This window comes from Achromobacter pulmonis (assembly GCF_902859765.1).
GTDB classification, from domain to species: domain Bacteria; phylum Pseudomonadota; class Gammaproteobacteria; order Burkholderiales; family Burkholderiaceae_B; genus Achromobacter; species Achromobacter pulmonis.
Map to the genome: position 1 here is coordinate 42,894 of NZ_CADIJV010000021.1, position 19,312 is coordinate 62,205.

General features: G+C 70.1%; 17 protein-coding genes. 15 read left to right on the top strand and 2 right to left on the bottom strand.

Features of this window, described 5'->3' with window-relative positions:
• Positions 1-23 precede the first annotated feature (23 nt).
• The 10 genes from HV701_RS17425 (at position 24) to HV701_RS17470 (ending at position 11,601) form a co-directional block, all read left to right on the top strand.
• Positions 24-1,256 (top strand): MFS transporter, encoded by a 1,233-nt coding sequence (locus tag HV701_RS17425; protein ID WP_175134280.1) that lies wholly within the window; start codon positions 24-26, stop codon positions 1,254-1,256.
• 126 nt (positions 1,257-1,382) lie between these two features.
• Positions 1,383-2,153, top strand: a complete 771-nt coding sequence (locus HV701_RS17430) for an IclR family transcriptional regulator (RefSeq protein WP_175134281.1) — start codon at positions 1,383-1,385, stop codon at positions 2,151-2,153.
• The gene (locus HV701_RS17435; protein ID WP_175134282.1) at positions 2,146-3,294 is read left to right on the top strand and encodes a thiolase family protein; all 1,149 of its coding nucleotides are present in this window, start codon (positions 2,146-2,148) and stop codon (positions 3,292-3,294) included. Before HV701_RS17430 ends, HV701_RS17435 begins: the two co-directional genes overlap by 8 nt.
• Positions 3,291-3,632 carry a Zn-ribbon domain-containing OB-fold protein gene (locus HV701_RS17440; RefSeq protein WP_175134283.1) on the top strand — a complete coding sequence of 114 codons (342 nt, stop codon included), beginning with the start codon at positions 3,291-3,293 and terminating at the stop codon, positions 3,630-3,632. The genes HV701_RS17435 and HV701_RS17440 overlap by 4 nt, the downstream gene beginning before the upstream one ends.
• A gap of 62 nt (positions 3,633-3,694) precedes the next feature.
• On the top strand, positions 3,695-4,666 hold the full coding sequence (locus HV701_RS17445) for a tripartite tricarboxylate transporter substrate binding protein (RefSeq protein WP_175134284.1): 972 nt from the start codon (positions 3,695-3,697) through the stop codon (positions 4,664-4,666).
• 38 nt (positions 4,667-4,704) lie between these two features.
• Positions 4,705-6,837 carry an acetate--CoA ligase family protein gene (locus tag HV701_RS17450; RefSeq protein WP_175134285.1) on the top strand — a complete coding sequence of 711 codons (2,133 nt, stop codon included), beginning with the start codon at positions 4,705-4,707 and terminating at the stop codon, positions 6,835-6,837.
• A 33-nt stretch (positions 6,838-6,870) separates the two neighbouring features.
• On the top strand, positions 6,871-7,632 hold the full coding sequence (locus HV701_RS17455) for an SDR family NAD(P)-dependent oxidoreductase (RefSeq protein WP_175134286.1): 762 nt from the start codon (positions 6,871-6,873) through the stop codon (positions 7,630-7,632).
• A 28-nt stretch (positions 7,633-7,660) separates the two neighbouring features.
• Positions 7,661-8,887 carry an acyl-CoA dehydrogenase family protein gene (locus HV701_RS17460; RefSeq protein ID WP_175134287.1) on the top strand — a complete coding sequence of 409 codons (1,227 nt, stop codon included), beginning with the start codon at positions 7,661-7,663 and terminating at the stop codon, positions 8,885-8,887.
• The gene (locus tag HV701_RS17465; protein WP_175134288.1) at positions 8,884-9,948 is read left to right on the top strand and encodes a phosphotransferase family protein; all 1,065 of its coding nucleotides are present in this window, start codon (positions 8,884-8,886) and stop codon (positions 9,946-9,948) included. Before HV701_RS17460 ends, HV701_RS17465 begins: the two co-directional genes overlap by 4 nt.
• Before the next feature lie 9 nt (positions 9,949-9,957).
• Positions 9,958-11,601, top strand: a complete 1,644-nt coding sequence (locus tag HV701_RS17470; protein ID WP_175134289.1) for an acyl-CoA synthetase — start codon at positions 9,958-9,960, stop codon at positions 11,599-11,601.
• Between the two features lie 57 nt (positions 11,602-11,658).
• Here the strand turns inward: HV701_RS17470 and HV701_RS17475 are convergent, their stop codons facing one another.
• Positions 11,659-12,723 carry a YwqG family protein gene (locus tag HV701_RS17475; protein ID WP_175134290.1) on the bottom strand — a complete coding sequence of 355 codons (1,065 nt, stop codon included), beginning with the start codon at positions 12,721-12,723 and terminating at the stop codon, positions 11,659-11,661.
• Positions 12,724-12,958: 235 nt separating this feature from the next.
• Between HV701_RS17475 and HV701_RS17480 the strand changes: the two genes are divergently transcribed.
• Genes HV701_RS17480 through HV701_RS17500 form a run of 5 tightly spaced genes read left to right on the top strand, consistent with a single transcriptional unit; the run spans position 12,959 to position 18,785 of the window.
• Positions 12,959-13,843 (top strand): phytanoyl-CoA dioxygenase family protein, encoded by an 885-nt coding sequence (locus HV701_RS17480; RefSeq protein ID WP_175134291.1) that lies wholly within the window; start codon positions 12,959-12,961, stop codon positions 13,841-13,843.
• A gap of 27 nt (positions 13,844-13,870) precedes the next feature.
• Complete coding sequence (locus HV701_RS17485) at positions 13,871-15,112, top strand: ATP-grasp domain-containing protein (protein ID WP_175134292.1); 1,242 nt, start codon at positions 13,871-13,873, stop codon at positions 15,110-15,112.
• Between the two features lie 34 nt (positions 15,113-15,146).
• On the top strand, positions 15,147-16,238 hold the full coding sequence (locus tag HV701_RS17490; RefSeq protein ID WP_175134293.1) for an N-acetyltransferase DgcN family protein: 1,092 nt from the start codon (positions 15,147-15,149) through the stop codon (positions 16,236-16,238).
• 2 nt (positions 16,239-16,240) lie between these two features.
• Positions 16,241-17,575: an ATP-grasp domain-containing protein gene (locus tag HV701_RS17495; RefSeq protein ID WP_175134294.1), complete on the top strand. Its 1,335-nt coding sequence runs from the start codon at positions 16,241-16,243 to the stop codon at positions 17,573-17,575.
• Positions 17,576-17,621: 46 nt separating this feature from the next.
• On the top strand, positions 17,622-18,785 hold the full coding sequence (locus HV701_RS17500; protein WP_175134295.1) for an NAD(P)-dependent malic enzyme: 1,164 nt from the start codon (positions 17,622-17,624) through the stop codon (positions 18,783-18,785).
• A 54-nt stretch (positions 18,786-18,839) separates the two neighbouring features.
• On the opposite strand, the gene HV701_RS17505 is transcribed toward HV701_RS17500, so the two are convergent.
• Complete coding sequence (locus tag HV701_RS17505; RefSeq protein WP_244957922.1) at positions 18,840-19,295, bottom strand: helix-turn-helix domain-containing protein; 456 nt, start codon at positions 19,293-19,295, stop codon at positions 18,840-18,842.
• Positions 19,296-19,312 lie beyond the last annotated feature (17 nt).

The following is a 19,312-nucleotide window of genomic DNA, read 5'->3' on the forward strand; positions in this document are numbered from 1 at the left end:
CGCCTGCCGCGCGTTCCGCCCCGATGCCCGCCCCCGACTCGCCCAGTCCGCTTCACCGTGCCGCCTTCCTGCACTTCCTGTTCGCGCGCATCGGCGCCTCGCTGGCCTTCCAGATCGTCTCGGTGGCGGTGGGCTGGCAGATCTACGCGCTGTCGGGCAGCGCGCTCGACCTGGGCCTGATCGGCCTGGCGCAGTTCCTGCCGATGGCGGCGCTGACGCTGGTGGTGGGCCACGTCGCCGACCGCTACGACCGCCGCAAGATCGTTGCCGTCTGCATGGCGATCGAAGCGCTGGCCACGCTGCTGCTGGCCGTCGCCGCGCTGCATGGCGTAGGCGGCAAGACGCTGATCTACGCCACCCTCATCATCATGAGCGCGGCTCGCGCTTTCGAGGCGCCCACGCTGACCACCCTGATTCCGGCCATCGTGCCGCGCGAATGGCTGCCGCGCGCCACCGCGCTGTCCTCGTCCGGCGGCCAGATCGCCCAGATCGCCGGCCCGGCGCTGGGCGGCGTCGGCTACGGGCTGGGGGCCGGCTGGATCTATTGCGTGGCGGCGGCGCTGTACCTGTGCGGCTTTGCCTGCATCGCCAGCATGTCGATCGAGCGCGCCCTCCCGCGCAGGGAACCCACGACCTGGCGCACGCTGTTCGCCGGCATCACCTTCATCTTCCAGCGCCGCATCCTGCTGGGCACCCTGTCGCTGGACCTGTTCGCGGTGTTGCTTGGCGGGGCCACCGCGCTGCTGCCGATCTTCGCCAAGGACATCCTGCACGCCGGCCCCTGGGCGCTGGGCGCGCTGCGCGCCGCGCCGGCCTGCGGCGCCATGCTGATGTCGCTGACGCTGGCGCGCCTGAGCCTGGGCGAGCACGTCGGCCGCCTGCTGTTCGGCGCGCTGATCCTGTTCGGCCTGGCCACCACGGTGTTCGGCTTATCCACCTCGATCCCGCTGTCGGTAGGCGCGCTGGTGGTGCTGGGCGCGGCCGATGCCATCAGCGTGGTGGTGCGCTCGTCGCTGGTGCAGCTCAACACCCCCGACCACATGCTGGGCCGCGTCAGCGCGGTCAACACGCTGTTCGTCGGCGCCTCGAACCAGCTGGGGGAATTCGAGTCCGGCGTGATGGCGGCGCTGTTCGGCGCGGTGCCGGCGGTGGTGATCGGCGGCGTCGGCACCATTGCGGTGGCGGGGTTGTGGATGCGCTGGTTCCCGGAGCTGCGCAAGCTGCGTTCGCTGCATCCCGAAACCGAGCCGGCCTGACCCCGGCCGCATCCCCCGGCAAACCGCGATTGTTGCTGGGCGAAATTTTGTTGCAACGCAACTTTACCCCTGCCGCGGCCCTGCCTATCTTGTGACCATGTTCAGCCATCGGGTCCTGCCGCTGCCATGTCTTCACCGGATACAAGCCTTGTTTCTGCGACGAAAAAGGTCTGCCGCGTTCTCGCCAGCCTGTCGAACCGGCGCGTCCAGCGCCTGACCGACATCGCCCACGCGGCGCAGCTGGACGTGTCCACGGCGCTGCGTATCCTGAAAGACCTGGAGGCCGAGGATTTCGTGGAGCGAGACCCGGTCAGCAAGCATTACATGCTCGGTCCGCAGGTCTACGCCATGCATCACGCCATGGTCGACGGCCTCGATCTGCGCGCCCTGGCGCGGCCGGCGCTGATCCGCCTGGCGCGCAAGTTCGGCGACACGGTGATCCTGTCGATACCCACCGGCTGGGAGTCCGTCTGCCTGGATCTGTGCTTCGGCGACTATCCGATCCGCGCCAACTACCTGGAGGTCGGCAGCCGCCGACCGCTCGGCATCGGCGCCGGCAGCCTGGCGCTGCTGGCCGCCATGGACGACAGCGAGGCGCAGGCGGTGCTGCCGCCGGTACGCCAGCGGTTGCAGGAACGCTACCCGCGCTATTCCGTGCGCCTGCTGGAACAGATGACGGCGCGCGCCCGCAAGCTCGGCCATGCCATGCTGCTGGACGTGGTGGTGGAAAAGATGGGCGGCCTGGGCGTAGCCGTGCGCGGCCCCAGCGGCCGCGCCATCGCCGCGCTCAGCGTGGCGGCCCTGAGCGAACGTGTCGAATCGCGTGAACAGGAACTGGCCCAGGCGCTGGCCGCCGAAGCCCGCGCCATCGAACGCGCCTGGATGCCCCATGCCTGATATTCACCACGCCTACCTGCTGGCCGCGGCCACCACGCGCTTCGGCCGCCACGAAGGCCGCTCGGCCCTGGACCTGATGGCCGAGGCCGCCAACGCCGCGCTGGCGCAGGCCGGCCTGCGGCGCGCCGATATCGACGGCGTGCTGTGCGGCTACGCCACCACCTTCCCGCACCTGATGCTGGCCACGCTGCTCAGCGAAAAGCTGGGCCTGGACCCGCACTACGCCCACGGCATGCAGATGGGCGGCGCCACCGGCGCGGCCATGGCGATGCTGGCGCGCGAACTGGTGCGGGCCGGCCGCTGCCGCCGGGTGCTGGTGGTGGCCGGCGAGAACCGCCTGACCGGGCAGGCCGTCGATGCCTCGATCCAGACGCTGGCGCAGGTCGGCGAAGCCGATACCGAAGTGCCCAACGGCGCGTCGGTGCCGGCCTACTACGCGCTGCTGGCCAGCGCCTACATGCACCAGACCGGCACCCGGCGCGAAGACCTGGCCGAATTCGCCGCGCTGATGCGGCGCCACGCCGCCAGCCACCCGCATGCGCATTTGAACGAAGCCATCAGTGTGGACCAGGTGCTGGCCTCGCGGCCCATTGCCACGCCGCTGCACCTGCTGGACTGCTGCCCGATCTCGGACGGCGCGGTGGCGCTGGTGGTCGGCGCCGACGAAGGGCCGGTGCGCATCAGCGGCGCCGGGCAGGCGCACCGCCACCAGCACCTGTCGGCGCTGCGCGACATCCTCGACACCGGCGCGGCGCGCGCGCTCAAGTTGGCCTATGCCGACGCCGGCATCGGCCAGGCCCAGGTCAACTACCTGGGCATCTACGATTCCTTCACCATCACGCTGGCCATGCTGCTGGAAGAACTGGGCTTCGCGCCGCGCGGCGGCGCGGGCGGACGCGCGCGCCGCGGCCACTTCGATGCGGCCGGGCCGCTGCCGCTGAATACGCACGGAGGCCTGCTGTCGTTCGGGCATTCCGGCGTGGCGGGCGGCATGGCGCACGTGGCCGAGGCCTGGACGCAACTGGCGGGACAGGCGGGCGCGCGGCAGCGCGGCGCGCCGCGCTGCGCGCTGGTGCATGCGGACGGCGGCGTGCTGTCCGCCCACGTCAGCCTGGTGCTGCAAGCGGAGACCGCACGATGACGCCACATGACCCGCTCGACCTGCAGCGCTGCGAAGACTGCGGCGCCTGGTGGGCCCTGCGCCCCTACGCCTGCGCCCATTGCGGCGGCGCCAACCTGGCATGGCAGCGCAGCGGCGGCGTTGGCCAAGTGCTGGCGCGCACCGAGATCCACCGCGCGCCCGACGCCTTCTGGCGCGCGCACGTGCCGTATGTGCTGGTGCTGGTGCGCCTGCAAGAGGGCGCGGTGCTGATGGGCCATGCCGACGCCGGCATCGCCATCGGCCAACAGGTCCAGGGCCGCGCGATCACGATCGACGGCCGCGCACTGCTCGGTTTCGAGGCGCGCCGGCCGCCTTGAAGCGCCGCCGGCAACACCATCCCAAAGCAGAACAACCTATCCGCACGACGGAGGAGACAATCATGCGCGCAATCGCAGCATGCCGCACGGCCCTGGCCGCGCTTTCCCTGGTGGCAGCCGCCGCCTCGGCCGCCCAGGACTGGCCCGCCAAACCCATCACCCTGGTGGTGCCGTACCCGCCGGGCGGCCCCACCGATATCGTGGCCCGCGTGGTCGCGCAGGGCCTGGGCGAAGAACTGAAGCAGACTATCATCGTCGACAACCGTTCCGGCGCCGGCGGCAACATCGGCGCCGACATGGTGGCCAAGGCCACGCCCGACGGCTATACGCTGCTGCTGGCGACGACGGCCCACGCCATCAACATGTCGCTGTTCAAGAACCTGAACTACGACACCCGCAAAAGCTTCGCGCCGGTGTCGCTGCTGACCGCCGGCCCGCTGGTGATCGTGGCGCGGCCGGACTTGCCGGCCGCCAACGTGGGCGAGTTGATCGCGCTGGCCAAATCGACGCCGGGCAAACTGACCTTCGCCTCATCGGGCAATGGCCAGTCCACGCACCTGGCGGCGGAACTGTTCGACGCCATGGCCGGCGTGCGCATGGTGCACGTGCCATATCGCGGCAGCGCGCCGGCGCTGACCGACGTCATGGGCGGCCAGGCCGATGTCATGTTCGACACCATGCTGTCGTCGATGCCCTACGTCAAGGGCGGCAAGCTCAAGGCGCTGGCCGTGACCGGCGCCAGCCGCTCGCCGGCCGCGCCCGATGTGCCCACCGTGGCCGAGGCCGGGCTGCCCGGCTACGAAGCCACCGCCTGGAACGGGCTGCTGGCGCCCGCCGGCACGCCGGCCGCGGTGGTGCAACGCCTGAGCAGCGCCTTGCAGAACGTACTGGGCCGCCCCGACATCCAGCAGAAATTCGCGGCCCAGGGCTTTGCCTCGCAATGGAAGACACCCGCCGACACGGCGCGCTTCCTCGATAGCGAGGTCAAGAAATGGGCCGGCGTGGTCAAGACTTCCGGCGCCACGGTCAACTGACCCGGCGCGCCCGCCTTCATCCTATCCAGGGGAGTTCCATGGCTTCTGTACCCACCGGCGACGCCGGCCTCGCGCGCCTGCTCGATCCGGCCTCGATCGCGATCGTCGGCGCCTCCGACAATCCGGACAAGATCGGCGGCCGGCCCATCCACTACATGCGGCGCCACGGCTATGCGGGCACGCTGTACCCGATCAACCCGCAACGCGCCGAAGTGCAGGGCGAGCGCGCCTGGCCCAGCTTGGCCGCGCTGCCGGTGGCGCCGGACCTGGCGATCGTGGCGGTGGCGGGCGAGCAGGCGGTGCGGGCGGTGGATGACTGCGCCGCGCTGGGCGTGGCGGCGGCCATCGTCATCTCGGCCGGCTTCTCGGAAACCGGCGAGGCCGGCCGCGCCCTGCAGGATGCGATGACCGCGCGCGCCCGCGCCGCCGGCATGCGCATCGTCGGCCCCAACTCGCAAGGGTTGGCCAACTTCGGCAACGGCGCCATCGCCAGCTTTTCCACCATGTTCCTGGAAGTGGCGCCGGGCGACGGGCCTGTAGCGGTCATCAGCCAGAGCGGCGGCATGTGCGCCATGGTCTACGGCCTGCTGCGCCAGCGCGGCATCGGCGTGCGCCATGTGCACGCCACCGGCAACGAGGCCGACGTGTCGGTGGCCGAGCTGGCCTGCGCGACCCTGCGCGATCCGCAAGTCGGCTGCGTGTTGCTGTACCTGGAATCGCTGCGCGAAGCCGGGCCGCTGGCCGACGCGGCGGCGCTGGCGCGAGCGCGCGGCGTGCCGCTGATCGTGGTGAAGTCGGGCCGCTCCGAGGCCGGCGCCCGCGCGGCCGCCTCGCATACCGGCGCGCTGGCCAACGAAGACCGCGCCGTCGACGCCTTCTTCGAACACCACGGCATCCTGCGGGCGCGCGATCCGCAGGAACTGGTGCGCTACGCCGAATTGGCCCTGCGCGCCCCCTTGCCGCAAGGGCCACGCGTGGTGGTGGTCAGCAACTCCGGCGCCAGCTGCGTGCTGGCCTCGGACGCCGCCGCCGAGCGTGGCCTGGAAATCGCGCCGCTGGCCGATGCCACCCAGCAGGCGCTGGCCGACCGGCTGCCTGGCTACGCCACCACGGTGAACCCGGTGGACATCACCGCCGCGCTGCTGTCGAACAACGGTCTGTTTGGCCAGGTGCTGCCGGTGATCGGCAGCGACCCGGCGGCCGACATGTTCCTGCTGGACATTCCGGTGGCGGGGCGCGGCTACGACGTCGCTTCGTTCGCAACGGATGCGGCCAATTTTGCGCGGGCGGCGTCCAAGCCGGTGGCGGTGGTGGCCTGGCAGGACAACGTAGCGGCCACCTTCCGCGCGCACGGCCTGCCGGTGTACGCCGACGAGATCCAGGCGATGGATGCGCTGTCGGCGCTGTTGCGGCTGCGCCGCTTGCGCGAGCGCGACGGCGGGGCCCCCGCATCGCACGGCGTCATGGCGGCCGATCCGGCGCCGGAGGCGGCCGGCGGCTTCCTGTCCGAAGCGGCCAGTCTTGCGCTGCTGGCCGGCAACGGGCTGGCGGTGATCGAACATGCCCTCTGCCACACGGCCGACGAGGCCGTGGCCGCGTGGCGCCGGATTGGCGCGCCGGTGGCCTTGAAGGCCTGCTCGGCGCAATTGCCACACAAATCCGAGCACGGACTGGTGGCGCTGGGCCTGGACGACGACGCGTCGCTGCGCGCGGCGTTTTCCCATCAGGCCCAAACCTTGGGTAAGCTGGGTGTTCGCGACGGCGCCTGGCTGGTGGCGCGGATGCACCGCGGCCTGCACGAATGCGCCTTGGGCGCGCGCGTCGATCCGGTGCTGGGGCCGGTTGTCATGATCGGCAGCGGCGGCAAGTACGTCGAGGCGCTGCGCGACGTGGCGGTGCTGATGCCGCCGTTCGATGCCGCGCAGGTGGTCGAGAAACTGCGCGGCCTGCGCGTCGGCGCGCTGCTGCAAGGGGTACGGGGCGATCCGCCAGCCGACGTCGAGGCGCTGGCGCGGCAGGCCGTGGCGTTGGGCGAATACGCGCGGGCGGCCGGTCCGCGGCTGGCGTCGATCGACATCAACCCGGTGATGGTCGGCGCCGAGGGGCAAGGCGCGGTGGCGGTGGATGCGCTGGTGGAACTGCATTCCGCCAACGCGCGCGAGGCGGCCTGATGCCGCCCGTATGCAAACAAAGGAGACGCACCGATGTTTGAAGACCTGAAGTCCAAGACCGCGCTGGTCACCGGCGCCTACAGCGGCCTGGGCCGCCATTTCGCGCTGCGGCTGGCCGAGGCCGGCGCGCGCGTGGCCTTGTGCGGCCGCAGGACCGAATTGGGCGAGGCGCTGGCGCAGGAGATCCGCGCCGGTGGCGGCCAGGCCTGCGTCGCGGGCATGGACGTCACCCATCCCGACAGCGTGCAGGCCGCGTTCGCGCAGGCGCAGCAGGCGCTGGGCCCGGTGGACATCGTCGTCAACAACGCCGGCATCGCCATGACGCGCCCGGCGCTGGAGATCAGCGAGGACGAATGGACCGGCCTGATCGACGTCAACCTGAACGGCGCGTGGCGCGTGGCCCAATGCGCCGCGCGCCACTTCCACGGCCACGGCCGGCCCGGCGCCATCATCAACATCGCCTCGATCCTGGGCCAGCGCGTGGCCTCGCACGTGGCCGCCTACACCGCCGCCAAGGCCGGCCTGCTGCACCTGACCCGCGCGCTGGCGCTGGAATGGGCGCGCCATGGCATCCGCGTGAACGCGCTGGCGCCCGGCTACATCGGCACCGACCTCAATCGCGATTTCTTCGCCACGCCCGCCGGCGAGGCCCTGGTCAAACGCATCCCGCAGCGCCGCCTGGGCACGCCGCAAGACCTGGACGGCCCCTTGCTGCTGCTGGCCTCCGACGCCTCGGCCTACATGACGGGCGCCGTCATCGACGTGGACGGCGGCCACCTGGCCAGCTCGCTCTGAACCTGCATCCCCATCCGGAGACCCCGCCATGGATTTTTCGCTGCCCCCTGAACTGGAAGACTACCGCCAGCGCGTGCGCGCCTTCGTCGACCGCGAGCTGATTCCGCTGGAAGCCGACCGCGCCAACTACGACGCCCACGAGAACATCGACGAAGCCCTGCTGGACCGCGTGCGCGCCAAGGCCCGCGAGGCCGGCCTGTGGGCCTTGCAGATGCCGCGCCAGCGCGGCGGCCAGGGCCTGCCGATGGTGGGCCTGGCCGCCTGCTACGAAGAAATGAACCGTTCCATCTTCGGCCCGGCCGCCTTCAACGCCGCCGCCCCCGACGACGGCAACATGCGCGTGCTGGCGCAGGTGGCGCGGCCCGACCAGCAGGACCGCTGGCTGCAACCCATCATCGACGGCAAGGTGCGCTCGTCCTTCGTCATGACCGAACCCAATCCGGGCAGCGGCTCGGACCCATCGATGATGCGCACCACCGCCACCCGCCAGGGCGACAAATGGCTGATCCATGGCCGCAAGTGGTTCATCACCGGCGCCGGCGCGGCGCAACACTTCATCCTGATCGCGCGCACCTCGGACGATACGCGCAAGGGCCTGTCGGCCTTTCTGTTCGACGCCGGCCAGCCCGGCTGGCGCATCGTGCGCCGCATTCCCATCATGGGCCCCGAAGAACACGGCGGCCATTGTGAACTGGAATTCGACGGCCTGGAGATCCCCGACGAGAACCGCCTGATGGAAGTGGGCGACGGCCTCAAGCTGACGCAGATCCGCCTGGGCCCGGCGCGCCTGACGCACTGCATGCGCTGGCTGGGCCTGGCGCGGCGCGCCATGGCGGTGGCGGTGGACTACGTCGGCGAACGCAGCAGCTTCGGCCAGAAGCTGGCCGACCGCGAGGGCGTGCAGTGGCTGCTGGGCGACGCCGCCATGCAGATCGAGATCGGCCGCCTGCTCACCATGCGCGCCGCCGCGCGGCTGGACCAGGGCGACTTCGCGCGCAAGGAAATCTCCATGGCCAAGATCGTGGTGTCGGAAACCCTGCACAAGGTGGTCGACACTGCCTTGCAGCTGAACGGCGCGCGCGGCTATTCCAAGGACACACCGCTGGAATGGATCTACCGTTACGCGCGCCAGGCGCGGCTGGTGGATGGCGCCTCCGAAGTGCACAAGATGGTGTTGGCGCGCTACCTGATGGACCAGGGCGACGCGTTCTGGCATTGGGACGACGCGGACGCCCCGCGCAAGGCGCTGGTATGAACGCGCCCGACCATGCGCCGGACGCCGCCCCTGAATGGCTGCCCGCGCTGGCCGCCTACCTGTCGGCGCAAGGCCTGGGCAGCGCCGACGGCCTGCGCGCGCGGGCGCTGACGGGCGGCCAGTCCAACCCGACCTTCCTGCTGCAAGACGCCAGCGGCGCGCGCGTGCTGCGCAAGCAGCCGCCCGGCACGCTGCTGCCGTCCGCCCACGCCATCGACCGCGAATACCGCGTCATGGCCGCGCTGGCCGGCACCGCCGTGCCCGTGCCGGCCATGCTGCACTACTGCGCCGATCCGGCCATCATCGGCACGCCGTTCTACCTGATGGGCTACGCCCGCGGCCGGGTCTTCATGGACCCCGCGCTACCCGGCCTGGCGCCCGCCGAACGCGCCGCGTTGTACGCCGAAACCGGCCGCGTGCTGGCCGCGCTGCATGCGGTGGAACCGGCCACCGTCGGCCTGGCGGACTACGGCAAGGCCGGCGACTACTTCGCGCGGCAGGTAGCGCGCTGGACCCGCCAGTACCGCGACACCGAGACCACCGCCATCGCCGCCATGGACGCGCTGATCGACTGGTTGCCGCAACATCTGCCGCATGACGACCAGACCCGCCTGGTGCACGGCGACTACCGCATCGACAACCTGGTGTTCGCGCCCGACGCACCGCGCGCCATCGCGCTGCTGGACTGGGAGTTGTCCACGCTGGGTCACCCCCTGGCGGACCTGGCCTATCACTGCATGTGCTGGCGCATCCCGCCGGCCTTGTGGCGCGGCATCGCCGGCCTGGACCTGGCGGCGCTGGGCATTCCCGACGAAGCCGCGTTCGTGCGCGCCTATTGCGACACGCGCGGCATCACGCCGCCAGCCAACTGGGATTTCTACCTGGCCTACAGCTTCTTTCGCATCGCCGCGATCCTGCAGGGCGTGTATGCCCGCGCCCGCGCCGGCAACGCCGCCGCCACGGACGCGCTGGAAATGGGCGCGCGCGTCGCGCCGCTGGCGGCGCTGGGCTGGCAGGCCGCGCAACGGGAATCCGCACGCCTGGCCGCCGCCGGCCGATAGGAGCGCATCATGACCGCATCGCCCCCCGACGCGCTGCCGCGCAACGCCGCCAATCACCAGCCGCTGACACCGCTGGGCTTTCTGCAATGGGCCGCGGCCGTCTACCCGGAGCGCGCCGCGCTGCTGCACGGCGACCGTAGCCAAAGCTGGCGCGCCACCTACGCGCGCTGCCGGCAGATGGCCGCGGCGCTCACCGCCTGGGGCGTGCGCCGTGGCGAGGTGGTGGCGGTGCTGGCGCCGAACACGCCGGCCCTGTACGAAGCGCATTTTGGCGTGCCGATGGCCGGCGCGGTGCTGAACGCGCTCAACACCCGGCTGGACGCGCGCACCCTGGCATTCATCCTGCAACACGGCGGTGCCACCGTGCTGCTATACGACAGCGAATACGCGCCCCTGGTGCGCGAGGTGCTGGCCCACCTGCCGACCCCGCCGCGCACCGTGCGCATCGAGGACAGCGAGTACGCCGGCCCCCACGGCGACCTGGGCGATGCGCAATACGAAGCCTGGCTCGCCGCGCAACCGCCCGACGCGCCCTGGGAAGGGCCGCGGGACGAATGGGACAACCTCTGCCTGAACTACACCTCGGGCACCACCGGCAACCCCAAAGGCGTGCTCTATCACCATCGCGGCGCCTACCTGAACGCCAGCGGCAACGTGCTGGCCTGCGGCATGCCGCCGCACGCGGTCTACCTGTGGACCCTGCCCATGTTCCACTGCAACGGCTGGTGCTTCCCGTGGACCATGGCGGCGCTGGCCGGCACCAACGTCTGCCTGCGGCGCGTGGAGCCGGCGGCCATCTTCGAGGCCATCCGCCGCCACCAGGTCGGCTTCTTCTGCGCCGCCCCCGTGGTGCTGAACATGCTGGTCAACGCCCCGGCCGACGTCCGCCATCGCGCCACCCATCGCGTGCAGGCCATGACCGGCGGCGCCGCGCCGCCCGCCGCCATCATCGAAGCGATGGAACAGCTGGGCGTGGGCGTCACGCACCTGTACGGCTTGACCGAAACCTATGGCCCGTCGATCAGCTGCGCCTGGCACGAGGAATGGGACGGCCTGCCGCTGGCCGAGCGCGCCGCGCTCAAGGCGCGCATCGGCGTGCGCAAGCTCAACGTCGAAGCGGTGCAAGTGATGGACGCCGACCTGCAACCGGTGCCGGCCGACGGCGCCACGCTGGGCGAGATCATGCTGCGCGGCAATACGCTGATGAAGGGCTACCTGCACAACCCCGACGCCACCGCCGACGCCTTCGCCGGCGGCTGGTTCCATTCCGGCGACCTGGCCGTGGTGCATCCCGACGGCTACATCGAGATCAAGGACCGCGCCAAGGACATCATCATCTCGGGCGGCGAAAACATCTCGACCGTGGAAATCGAAAGCGTGCTGTACCGCCACCCCGACGTGCTGGAAGCCGCCGTGGTGGCGCGGCCCGACGCGGTATGGGGCGAAACCCCATGCGCCTTCGTCACGCTGAAAGAGGGCGCGTCGCGCAGCGCCGACGACCTGATCGCCTACTGCCGCGAACACCTGGCGCGCTTCAAGACGCCGCGCACCGTGGTGTTCGGCGCCCTGCCCAAGACCTCGACCGGCAAGATCCAGAAATTCGTGCTGCGCGAGCAGGCGGCGGCATTGGGGCGCGGCGAGCCTCCCGCATGAGGCACGGGGCCAGGCGGCCATGCCCGCCTGGCCCCGTAACGGCGCGGGCACAACGCGCTAGTCGCATTGATACGTGACACGCGCCAGATCGAACCGGCGCGCCGCGATATCCTGTTCGCGCATCAGGACATAGTAGGCGCCGGGCTGCGGAATGCCGGCATGCGGGTCCGCGCCGATCTGCAGCACCAGCCGCCAATCGCGCGCGCCGGGCAGCAAGGCCTGCGCTGCCTGGCTCTTCCAGGCCGCATGGCCGCCGCAATCCAGGCCGTGCGACACCAGTTGGCAGGTCGCCTGCATGCCGTTCTGCAACGATTGCGGATAGCCGCCAAGCTGATGGTTGTCGCGGCCGTCCATGTCCGGCGTGCCGAACCGCGAGCGCCAATCCTGGTAGCTTTCGTAGCTATCCTCATCGTCGAACGCAAATGCATCCCAGCCTGCGTCATCGACGCCGATCGGCGTCAGCACCGTGCGCGCCGAGACCGGGGCCGCTCGGAACACGCAGGTCCACTCGTCATCCGACAGCGAGGCCAACGCCCGCGGCACCGGCGCCCGTTGCAGCGCCGCCGCCGGCGTGGTGTCCCACAGCACCCGCCAGCCCACCGAGGCGGCGGGGGTGAAACTCTCGGCCTGCTCCAGGAAATCGTAGAACACCAGCAGCCGGCCCTCGCGCGGCAATGCGGCGTCGAATCCCGGTTCGCGCGACAGCGTGGCCAGGTCGAACTGTCCCAGGAACGTCAACGGGAAGGTCGTCTCCACCGCATCCGCCCGGGCGCGGGCATCGGCGCTGAAGCGCTCGCCTTGCGCCGGCGTCATCCACGACCGTTGCTTCTTCGACTCCGCCAGCAGGCGGTCGGCCTCCCTTCGATGCCCCGCCGCGCGCTCGGCCGCATCCGGATAGGCGGGCCGCGTCGGCCAGGCCATGCCGGGCGGCAGGTCGGGGCGCCCGCCGATCTTGCTGGCGCCCAACGGAATCGCCGCCTCGTCGGCGGTGGCGGTCGCCAGCACCAGCGCGGGACGTGCCTGCGCCAGCAAACGCGCAACTACATCGGCCGGCAGATCAATGTCGTCCAGCGATCGGCGCAGGGCGTCCAGATCCGAAGGGAGCGGGGTGATATCCATCATCGGCGAATCCTCCTTGGGTGGGCCGCGCCGCGGCGCGGGCAACGGGCATGCCGTTCAACAGCCCCATTCTAGGACGGCGGCATGACATGCCCCTTCGCCCCTCCCGGCCGGCGCATCATCGGCCACCCATACCTACCTACGTCTATCTATTGACGCGCAAAAGCCGTCGATATCATGGGCACATGGAAGGGCATTGCCTGCCGCGATGCCCGTGATCCGCATCAGGAGCTGCCCCATGTCCCATCACCTGTCCAGTGAAGAAGCCGCGGCCTTCGAGAAAGACGGATTCCTCATCGTCCACGAATTGTTCGACCGTGACGCGGTCGCCTCGATGCGGACCGCCATCGACACGGTCATCGCCGGCGCGCCCGACCTGCGCCAGATCGCCGAACTCGAACCCGGCGATGCGCGCATCATCCGCCGCATCTGGCAGCCCTCGAAAAAGCACGAGGCCTTCCGCCGCATCCAGGAAGACGCGCGCCTGCTCGACCGCCTGGAATCGCTGATCGGGCCCGACATCGTGTTCCACCACAGCAAGCTCAACATGAAGGGGCCACGCATCGGCTCGCCAGTGGAATGGCACCAGGACTTCTCGTACTACCCGCACACCAATTCCAAGCTGGTGGCCTGCCTGACCTACCTGGACGACGCCACCGAGGACAACGGCTGTCTGCGGCTGCTGGCCGGTTCGCACAAGGCCAACGTCTACGACCACACCGAAGACGGCGCCTTTCGCGGCAAGGTCAGCCCCGCCAACCTGCCGTCGGGCTGCCAGGAAGTGGTGGCCGCCGGCAAGGCCGGCACGGTCGTGTTCCTGCACTGCAAAGTGCTGCACCGCTCCGACGCCAACCATTCCGACCAGTACCGCCGCGTCTTCATCCCGGCCTATCGCGCCGCCGACGCGCTGCCGATCTACTTCGGCCCGCACGCCGCGCACAACGAACCCGACGTCTATCTGCTGCGCGGCCGCCACCGCGCCGAGGTGACGCTGGAAGGCGGGCGCTACCCGCTGCCGATCGCAGCCAAGGCGTTCAACTCGCTGTACGCGCTGCAGCAGGGCGAGCACCTGCTCAAGGAAGAACTGCACACCCGCGCCAGCGGCTACGCCACCCACGCCTGATGCGCGTCAGCGTCCAAGGAGACTGGCGTGAAACCGCATATCCTGGTGCTCAACCGCTGGCCGCAGCATCGCGGCGGCCCGAAGTGGGACCACGAGCTGTGCCGCTATGACGAGATCATCCCGCCGCACTGCGATGTCTCGTACCTGTGCGACGCGGAAGGCACGATCGGACTGCCGGCCTCGGTCGATGGCGCGCGCGTGCGGGTGGCGGACGACATCGGCAACGCCGCCGAAGCGGCATCGCACGCGGCGCGCCTGGCGGCCCGCCATGGCCCCATCACGCACGTGTTCGCCGGTTCCGAATACCTGCTGGACACGGCGGCGGCGATCCGCGCGCGGCTCGGCATCGCCGGCCATACGCCCGAACAGGCTGACCGCTTCCGCGACAAGACCATCATGAAGCGCGTCCTGCGCAACGCCGGCCTGCGCGTGCCACGTTGGCACGCCTGTACGGACGCCGCCCAGCTCACCGAACAGGCCCGCGAACTGGGCTTTCCGCTGATCATCAAGCCGGTGCGTGGCGCCTCCAGCAAAGGCGTGCGGCGGATCGACTCGCCGGATGAACTGGCCGCCTTCCTGCGCGCCACGGACCCGGCCGGCCACGAAGTCGAGGAGTTCATCGACGGCGACATCCTGCACGTCGACGGCGTCATCGACCAGGCGGGCGATTGCCCCTTCCTCTGCGTCAGCCGCTACATCTCGTCCTGCCTGGGCTTCGAGACCGGCGGCCAGCCACTGGGCTCGGTAATCCAGCGCGACACGCCGCTGGCCACGGATTGCAAGGCCTTCGCGCTGGCCTGCCTGAACGCGCTGGAACTGCGCGGCTCGGCCTTCCACCTGGAACTGTTCCACCGCGACGGCGAACTGGTATTCCTGGAGGTGGGCGCGCGCGTGCCGGGCGCCGACGTGCCCTACACCATCCACCGCGCCTACGGCGTCAACCTGTTCCAACTGTGGGTCGAGGTGATGCTGGGCCAGCCCGCGCGCCCACGCGCGGCCGCCGCGCCGAAGGCGGCCGGCTGGATCACCTTTCCGCGGCCCCGCCCGCTGCCGCGCAAGGTGGTATCGGCCAACTCGCTGGTCGGCGTCGTGCCCGGCGTGTATCGCGAGCTGATCCCGGCGCCCGAGCAATACCTGAAGGACACCGGCGGCGGCTACACGCACATGCAGGGCGGCCGCTTCCTGGTCGAAGGGGAAGACGAAAGCCAGGTGCTGGCCGCCCTGGACGCCATCAAGCAGCGCTACGTACTGAAGACCCTGCCCGCCTGAGCGCCGCTCCGGCAACCACCTTTGGGAGATTTGAATGGACACGCTTTCTCATGCTGAACTGCTTGCCAAGCCTTGCGTGGTGTTCGCCGAAGGCTGCTTCGGACTGTTCACCAGCAAGGTCGCCGCCTCGTTCCTGCGCTATCGCCCGGAAAACTGCCTGGCCGTTATCGACAGCACGCAGGCGGGCAAGCGGGTACAGGACGTGATCGGCTGGGGCGGCGACATCCCCATCGTCAAGGACATCGAAAGCGCGCTGGCGCTCAAGCCCGAGGTGCTGGTGATCGGCAAGGGCCTGCATTCGGCGCAGTTGCCGCCGGAGTGGAAGGCGCCCATCAAGACCGCCATGCTCAACGGCCTGCACATCATCAACTGCATCCACTTCCGGCTGCGCTCCGATCCCGACCTGGCGCGCGCCGCCGACCAGACCGGCATCACCATCTGGGAAACCAAGGAACCGGTGCCGCTGGAACTGAACAAGGCGCGCGTGCTGGAACTGTCGTGCTTCGTGGCGCATACCTGTGGCAGTGATTCCAACATCGGCAAGAAGACCACCGCCCTGGAAATCACCCGCGAAGCCACGCGCCGCGGCATCGCCACGGGCTTCGCCGCCACCGGCCAAAGCGGCATGATGATTTCAGGCACCGGCATCGTGGTGGACTGCATCCCCAGCGACTTCGTCGCCGGCGCAGCCGAAAAAGCGGTGCTGGACGCGGCCGAGGGCAACGACTGGGTGGTGCTGGAAGGGCAGGGGTCGCTCAACCACATCGGCGCCAGCGGCATCGCCCTGGCCCTGCTGCACGGCGGCCTGCCGCATGCGCTGGTGTTCTGCCACCGCCTCGGGCTGGAACGCACCAAGGTCTGGAACACCCCGCTGCGGCCGATCCCCGAACTGATCCGCCTGAATGAGCAACTGACCGTGTTCGAACGTCCCGCCAAGGTGGTGGCCATCAGCGTCAACAGCGCCGGTTTCAGCGACGCCGACTACCGCGCGCAGGTCAAACAGCTTGAAGCAGAGACCGGCCTGCCGGTGGTGGACCCCTGCCGCGAAGGCGCCGGCATCCTGGTCGATGCGCTGCAGGCCTATCAGCGCAGCTTGCAGCAGCGCGAACAGCTGGCCGAGGCCTGACCATGAAGGAAGCCGTGCTGCTCCTGATGCACCAGGGCAATTCCTTCACCGCCGAGCTGCATGAGCGGCTGGCCGCGCGCGGCATCGCGCTGGTCGCCATCAGCTCGCGGCCGGCGGACATGGCGGTGCTGGAGCGCAACCAGCCGCTGCTGGACGCCTGGGTGGTGGGCGCAGGCCCCGAGCTGTCCGACGCCGACGTGCGCGCGGGCGTGGCGCAACTGGCGCAGCGCGGCTACCGCTTCCTGGCCGCCATTGCCACCTTCGAAGGCTACCGCCTGTTCATGGCGGACCTGAACCACGCCTTCGGCGCGCCCGACGTGCCGCGCGTGGCGCTGGAACGGGCGCTGCACAAGCATCGCTGCCGCGAGTTCCTGCTGATGCAGGGCCTTAGCGCCGCCACCTGCCGCCTGATCCCGGCCGGCAGCGGCGCCGATGCCGCCGGCCTGGATCCGCAGCGCAAATGGTTCATCAAGCCGGTGCGCGGCGCGGCCTCGTTCGGCTGCTTCATCCTGGAAAACCGCGACGACTTGACCGACGTGCCGGCGATGCAGGCGCAGATGCTCAAGGACGGCAAGTTGGCGGCGATCTTCATGGGCCGCTATGACTTCTTCGCCGAGGAATACATCGAAGGCCCGGAGTTCAGCTACGAGATCGTGGCGGCGGCGGGCCGGCCGCGCGTTCTCTGCGTGCATGAAAAGGCGCGGGTCGAACGCCTGCCGCGCACCACCCTGGAAAGCATGTCGATATCGCCGCCGCTCTCGCTGCCGGTGGACACGCTGCGCGAAGGCGAACGCTTCGTGGCCGAATGCCTGACGCGCATGGGGCTGGGCGAGGGCGCCTACCACGTCGAAATGAAGTACTGGCAGGCCCGGCGGCGCTGGGAAATCATCGAGATCAACCCGCGCATGGGCGGCAGCCTGATCAACGCCAGCACCACGCGCGCCACCGGCGCATCCATCCTCGACCTGTGGCTGCGGACGCTGCTGGCGCGCGCGCCGGACGACATCGCCGCCTTCCATGCGCAGGCCGACGCCGTGGCGCAGCTCGATCGCCTGGACCGCGACGACGACCGCCGCGCGGTCGTTTTCATCAGCAAGTACGGCAAGAAGGGGGCCACTGTGGATTCCATCGACTACGACACCAGCGGGCATTCGCCGGACCTGCTGGAATTCCATGTCAAACCCGGCACGCGGTTGGAGGACTCCGACCGCGCCATCTGCGTCATGGACGCGCTGTGGCAGGTCGACCGCGCCGCGCTGGCGGACGCCGTTGAATCCATCGACCGCGAATCGGACGAGAACTTCCGCATCACCTATCAGGCCGCCCAGGGCGTGTGACCCGCAAGCGCCATCGCACCCTCCCACCCTCGCAGAGGCACGATCCATGACCGAAGCACTGCTGGCGCCGCAGGACCTGACCCATCCCGCCTTCGATGTCCACCTGGGCGGCAAGCTGGAAATCCGCGGCCGCGTCGCCATCGAGTCGCGCGAAGACCTGGCGCGCGCCTACACGCCGGGCTTTGCCTACGTGGCCGCCGCGATCCAGCGCGACCCCGCGCTGCTGGCGCGTTACACCATGCGCCAGAACACCGTGGCCATTGTCACCGACGGCACGGCGGTGTCCGGCATCGGCGACGTCGGCCCGAAGGCCGCTCTGCCGGTCATGGAGGGCAAGGCGCTGGTGTTCAAGCGCTTCGCCGGCATCAACGCGATCCCGATCTGCCTGGACACCAAGCACAGTGGCGAGATCATCGACACGGTGCGGCGCATCGCGCCGGGCTTCGGCGCCATCATGCTGGAAGACATCTCGGCGCCGCGCTGCTTCGAGATCGAAGACGCGCTGCACCGCGAATTGCAGATTCCCGTGCTGCACGACGACCAGCATGCCACCGCGATTTCGGCCGGCGCGGCGCTGATCAACGCCCTCAAGCGCGTCGGCAAGCGGCTGGACCAGATCAAGGTGGTGATGGTGGGCGCGGGCGCCGCCGGCACCGGCTGCGCCAAGATCTTCCTGGCCCTGGGCGTGCAGCGGCTGATCGCCTGCGATCGCGCCGGCGCCATCCACCGCAAGCGCACCGACCTGAACCCGGCCAAGGCCTGGTTCGCCGCGCATACCAACCCGCTGCAGGAAAGCGGCAGCCTGGGCGAAGTCATGGCCGGCGCCGACGTATTCCTGGGCGTCTCCGGCCCCGGCGTCATCACGGTGGCGGACGTGGCGCGCATGGCGCGCGACCCGATCCTGTTCGCGCTGGCCAACCCCACCCCCGAGATCCTGCCCAGCGAAGTGGCCGGCCTGGCCGCCATCGTCGCCACCGGCCGCAGCGACCTGCCCAACCAGATCGACGGCGGCCTGGCGTATCCGGGACTGTTCAAGGGCATCCTGGACAGCGGCGCGCCGCGTTTCACCGATGCGATGAAGTGCGCGGCGGTCTACGCCCTGGCCGGTCTGGTCGACGCGGCGGAACTGGACGCCGGCCGCATCATTCCCGACATCTTCGACGAACTGGTGATGCCGTCGGTGGCGGCCGCGGTGGCCGCCGCCGCGTGACCCTCGGCCCACCGCCGGGCTCGCTCGCACCGCCGGCACGGCCCGTGTGCGGCATCATGAACGATCCAGCAGCGCGGCCCGCACCCGCGCCGGCAGGGCGTAATCCGCCGCGCAGGCCCGCGCCGGGGCGCCGCGATGGCGGCGGCCATGGTGGCGCGAGCCGGCATCGCTCAGCAACTCGACGCCGCGTACCGCCGCCATGGTGCGATTGGTCACGCCGAGCTTCTTGAACAGCATGCCGACATGCATCTTGACCGTCACCAGCTCGATGCCAAGCAGATCGGCGATGGTCTTGTTCTGATGCCCTTCGATGATGTATTGGAGGATCTCGTGCTGGCGCGACGACAGGGGAATGAAGGCGGGTTCGGCATCCGCCTCATGCGCGCCGGACCCATGGCCCGGCGCAGCGGTCCGGCCTTCCGCGTCTTCACGTGCATCGCCGGACTCGGCCGGTTCGGCCGGCGCGTTTTCATGTGTCGCATTCGTGTAGAGCTTGATTTGTCTGGCCACGTATACCTCCCACACCG

What these genes read in the sequence shown, in the direction of transcription:
- HV701_RS17425 (WP_175134280.1), top strand. Translation starts at nt 24, where the DNA reads ATGCCCGCCCCCGACTCGCCCAGTCCGCTTCACCGTGCCGCCTTCCTG.
- HV701_RS17430 (WP_175134281.1), top strand. Translation starts at nt 1,383, where the DNA reads ATGTCTTCACCGGATACAAGCCTTGTTTCTGCGACGAAAAAGGTCTGC.
- HV701_RS17435 (WP_175134282.1), top strand. Translation starts at nt 2,146, where the DNA reads ATGCCTGATATTCACCACGCCTACCTGCTGGCCGCGGCCACCACGCGC.
- HV701_RS17440 (WP_175134283.1), top strand. Translation starts at nt 3,291, where the DNA reads ATGACGCCACATGACCCGCTCGACCTGCAGCGCTGCGAAGACTGCGGC.
- HV701_RS17445 (WP_175134284.1), top strand. Translation starts at nt 3,695, where the DNA reads ATGCGCGCAATCGCAGCATGCCGCACGGCCCTGGCCGCGCTTTCCCTG.
- HV701_RS17450 (WP_175134285.1), top strand. Translation starts at nt 4,705, where the DNA reads ATGGCTTCTGTACCCACCGGCGACGCCGGCCTCGCGCGCCTGCTCGAT.
- HV701_RS17455 (WP_175134286.1), top strand. Translation starts at nt 6,871, where the DNA reads ATGTTTGAAGACCTGAAGTCCAAGACCGCGCTGGTCACCGGCGCCTAC.
- HV701_RS17460 (WP_175134287.1), top strand. Translation starts at nt 7,661, where the DNA reads ATGGATTTTTCGCTGCCCCCTGAACTGGAAGACTACCGCCAGCGCGTG.
- HV701_RS17465 (WP_175134288.1), top strand. Translation starts at nt 8,884, where the DNA reads ATGAACGCGCCCGACCATGCGCCGGACGCCGCCCCTGAATGGCTGCCC.
- HV701_RS17470 (WP_175134289.1), top strand. Translation starts at nt 9,958, where the DNA reads ATGACCGCATCGCCCCCCGACGCGCTGCCGCGCAACGCCGCCAATCAC.
- HV701_RS17475 (WP_175134290.1), bottom strand. Translation starts at nt 12,723, where the DNA reads ATGATGGATATCACCCCGCTCCCTTCGGATCTGGACGCCCTGCGCCGA.
- HV701_RS17480 (WP_175134291.1), top strand. Translation starts at nt 12,959, where the DNA reads ATGTCCCATCACCTGTCCAGTGAAGAAGCCGCGGCCTTCGAGAAAGAC.
- HV701_RS17490 (WP_175134293.1), top strand. Translation starts at nt 15,147, where the DNA reads ATGGACACGCTTTCTCATGCTGAACTGCTTGCCAAGCCTTGCGTGGTG.
- HV701_RS17495 (WP_175134294.1), top strand. Translation starts at nt 16,241, where the DNA reads ATGAAGGAAGCCGTGCTGCTCCTGATGCACCAGGGCAATTCCTTCACC.
- HV701_RS17500 (WP_175134295.1), top strand. Translation starts at nt 17,622, where the DNA reads ATGACCGAAGCACTGCTGGCGCCGCAGGACCTGACCCATCCCGCCTTC.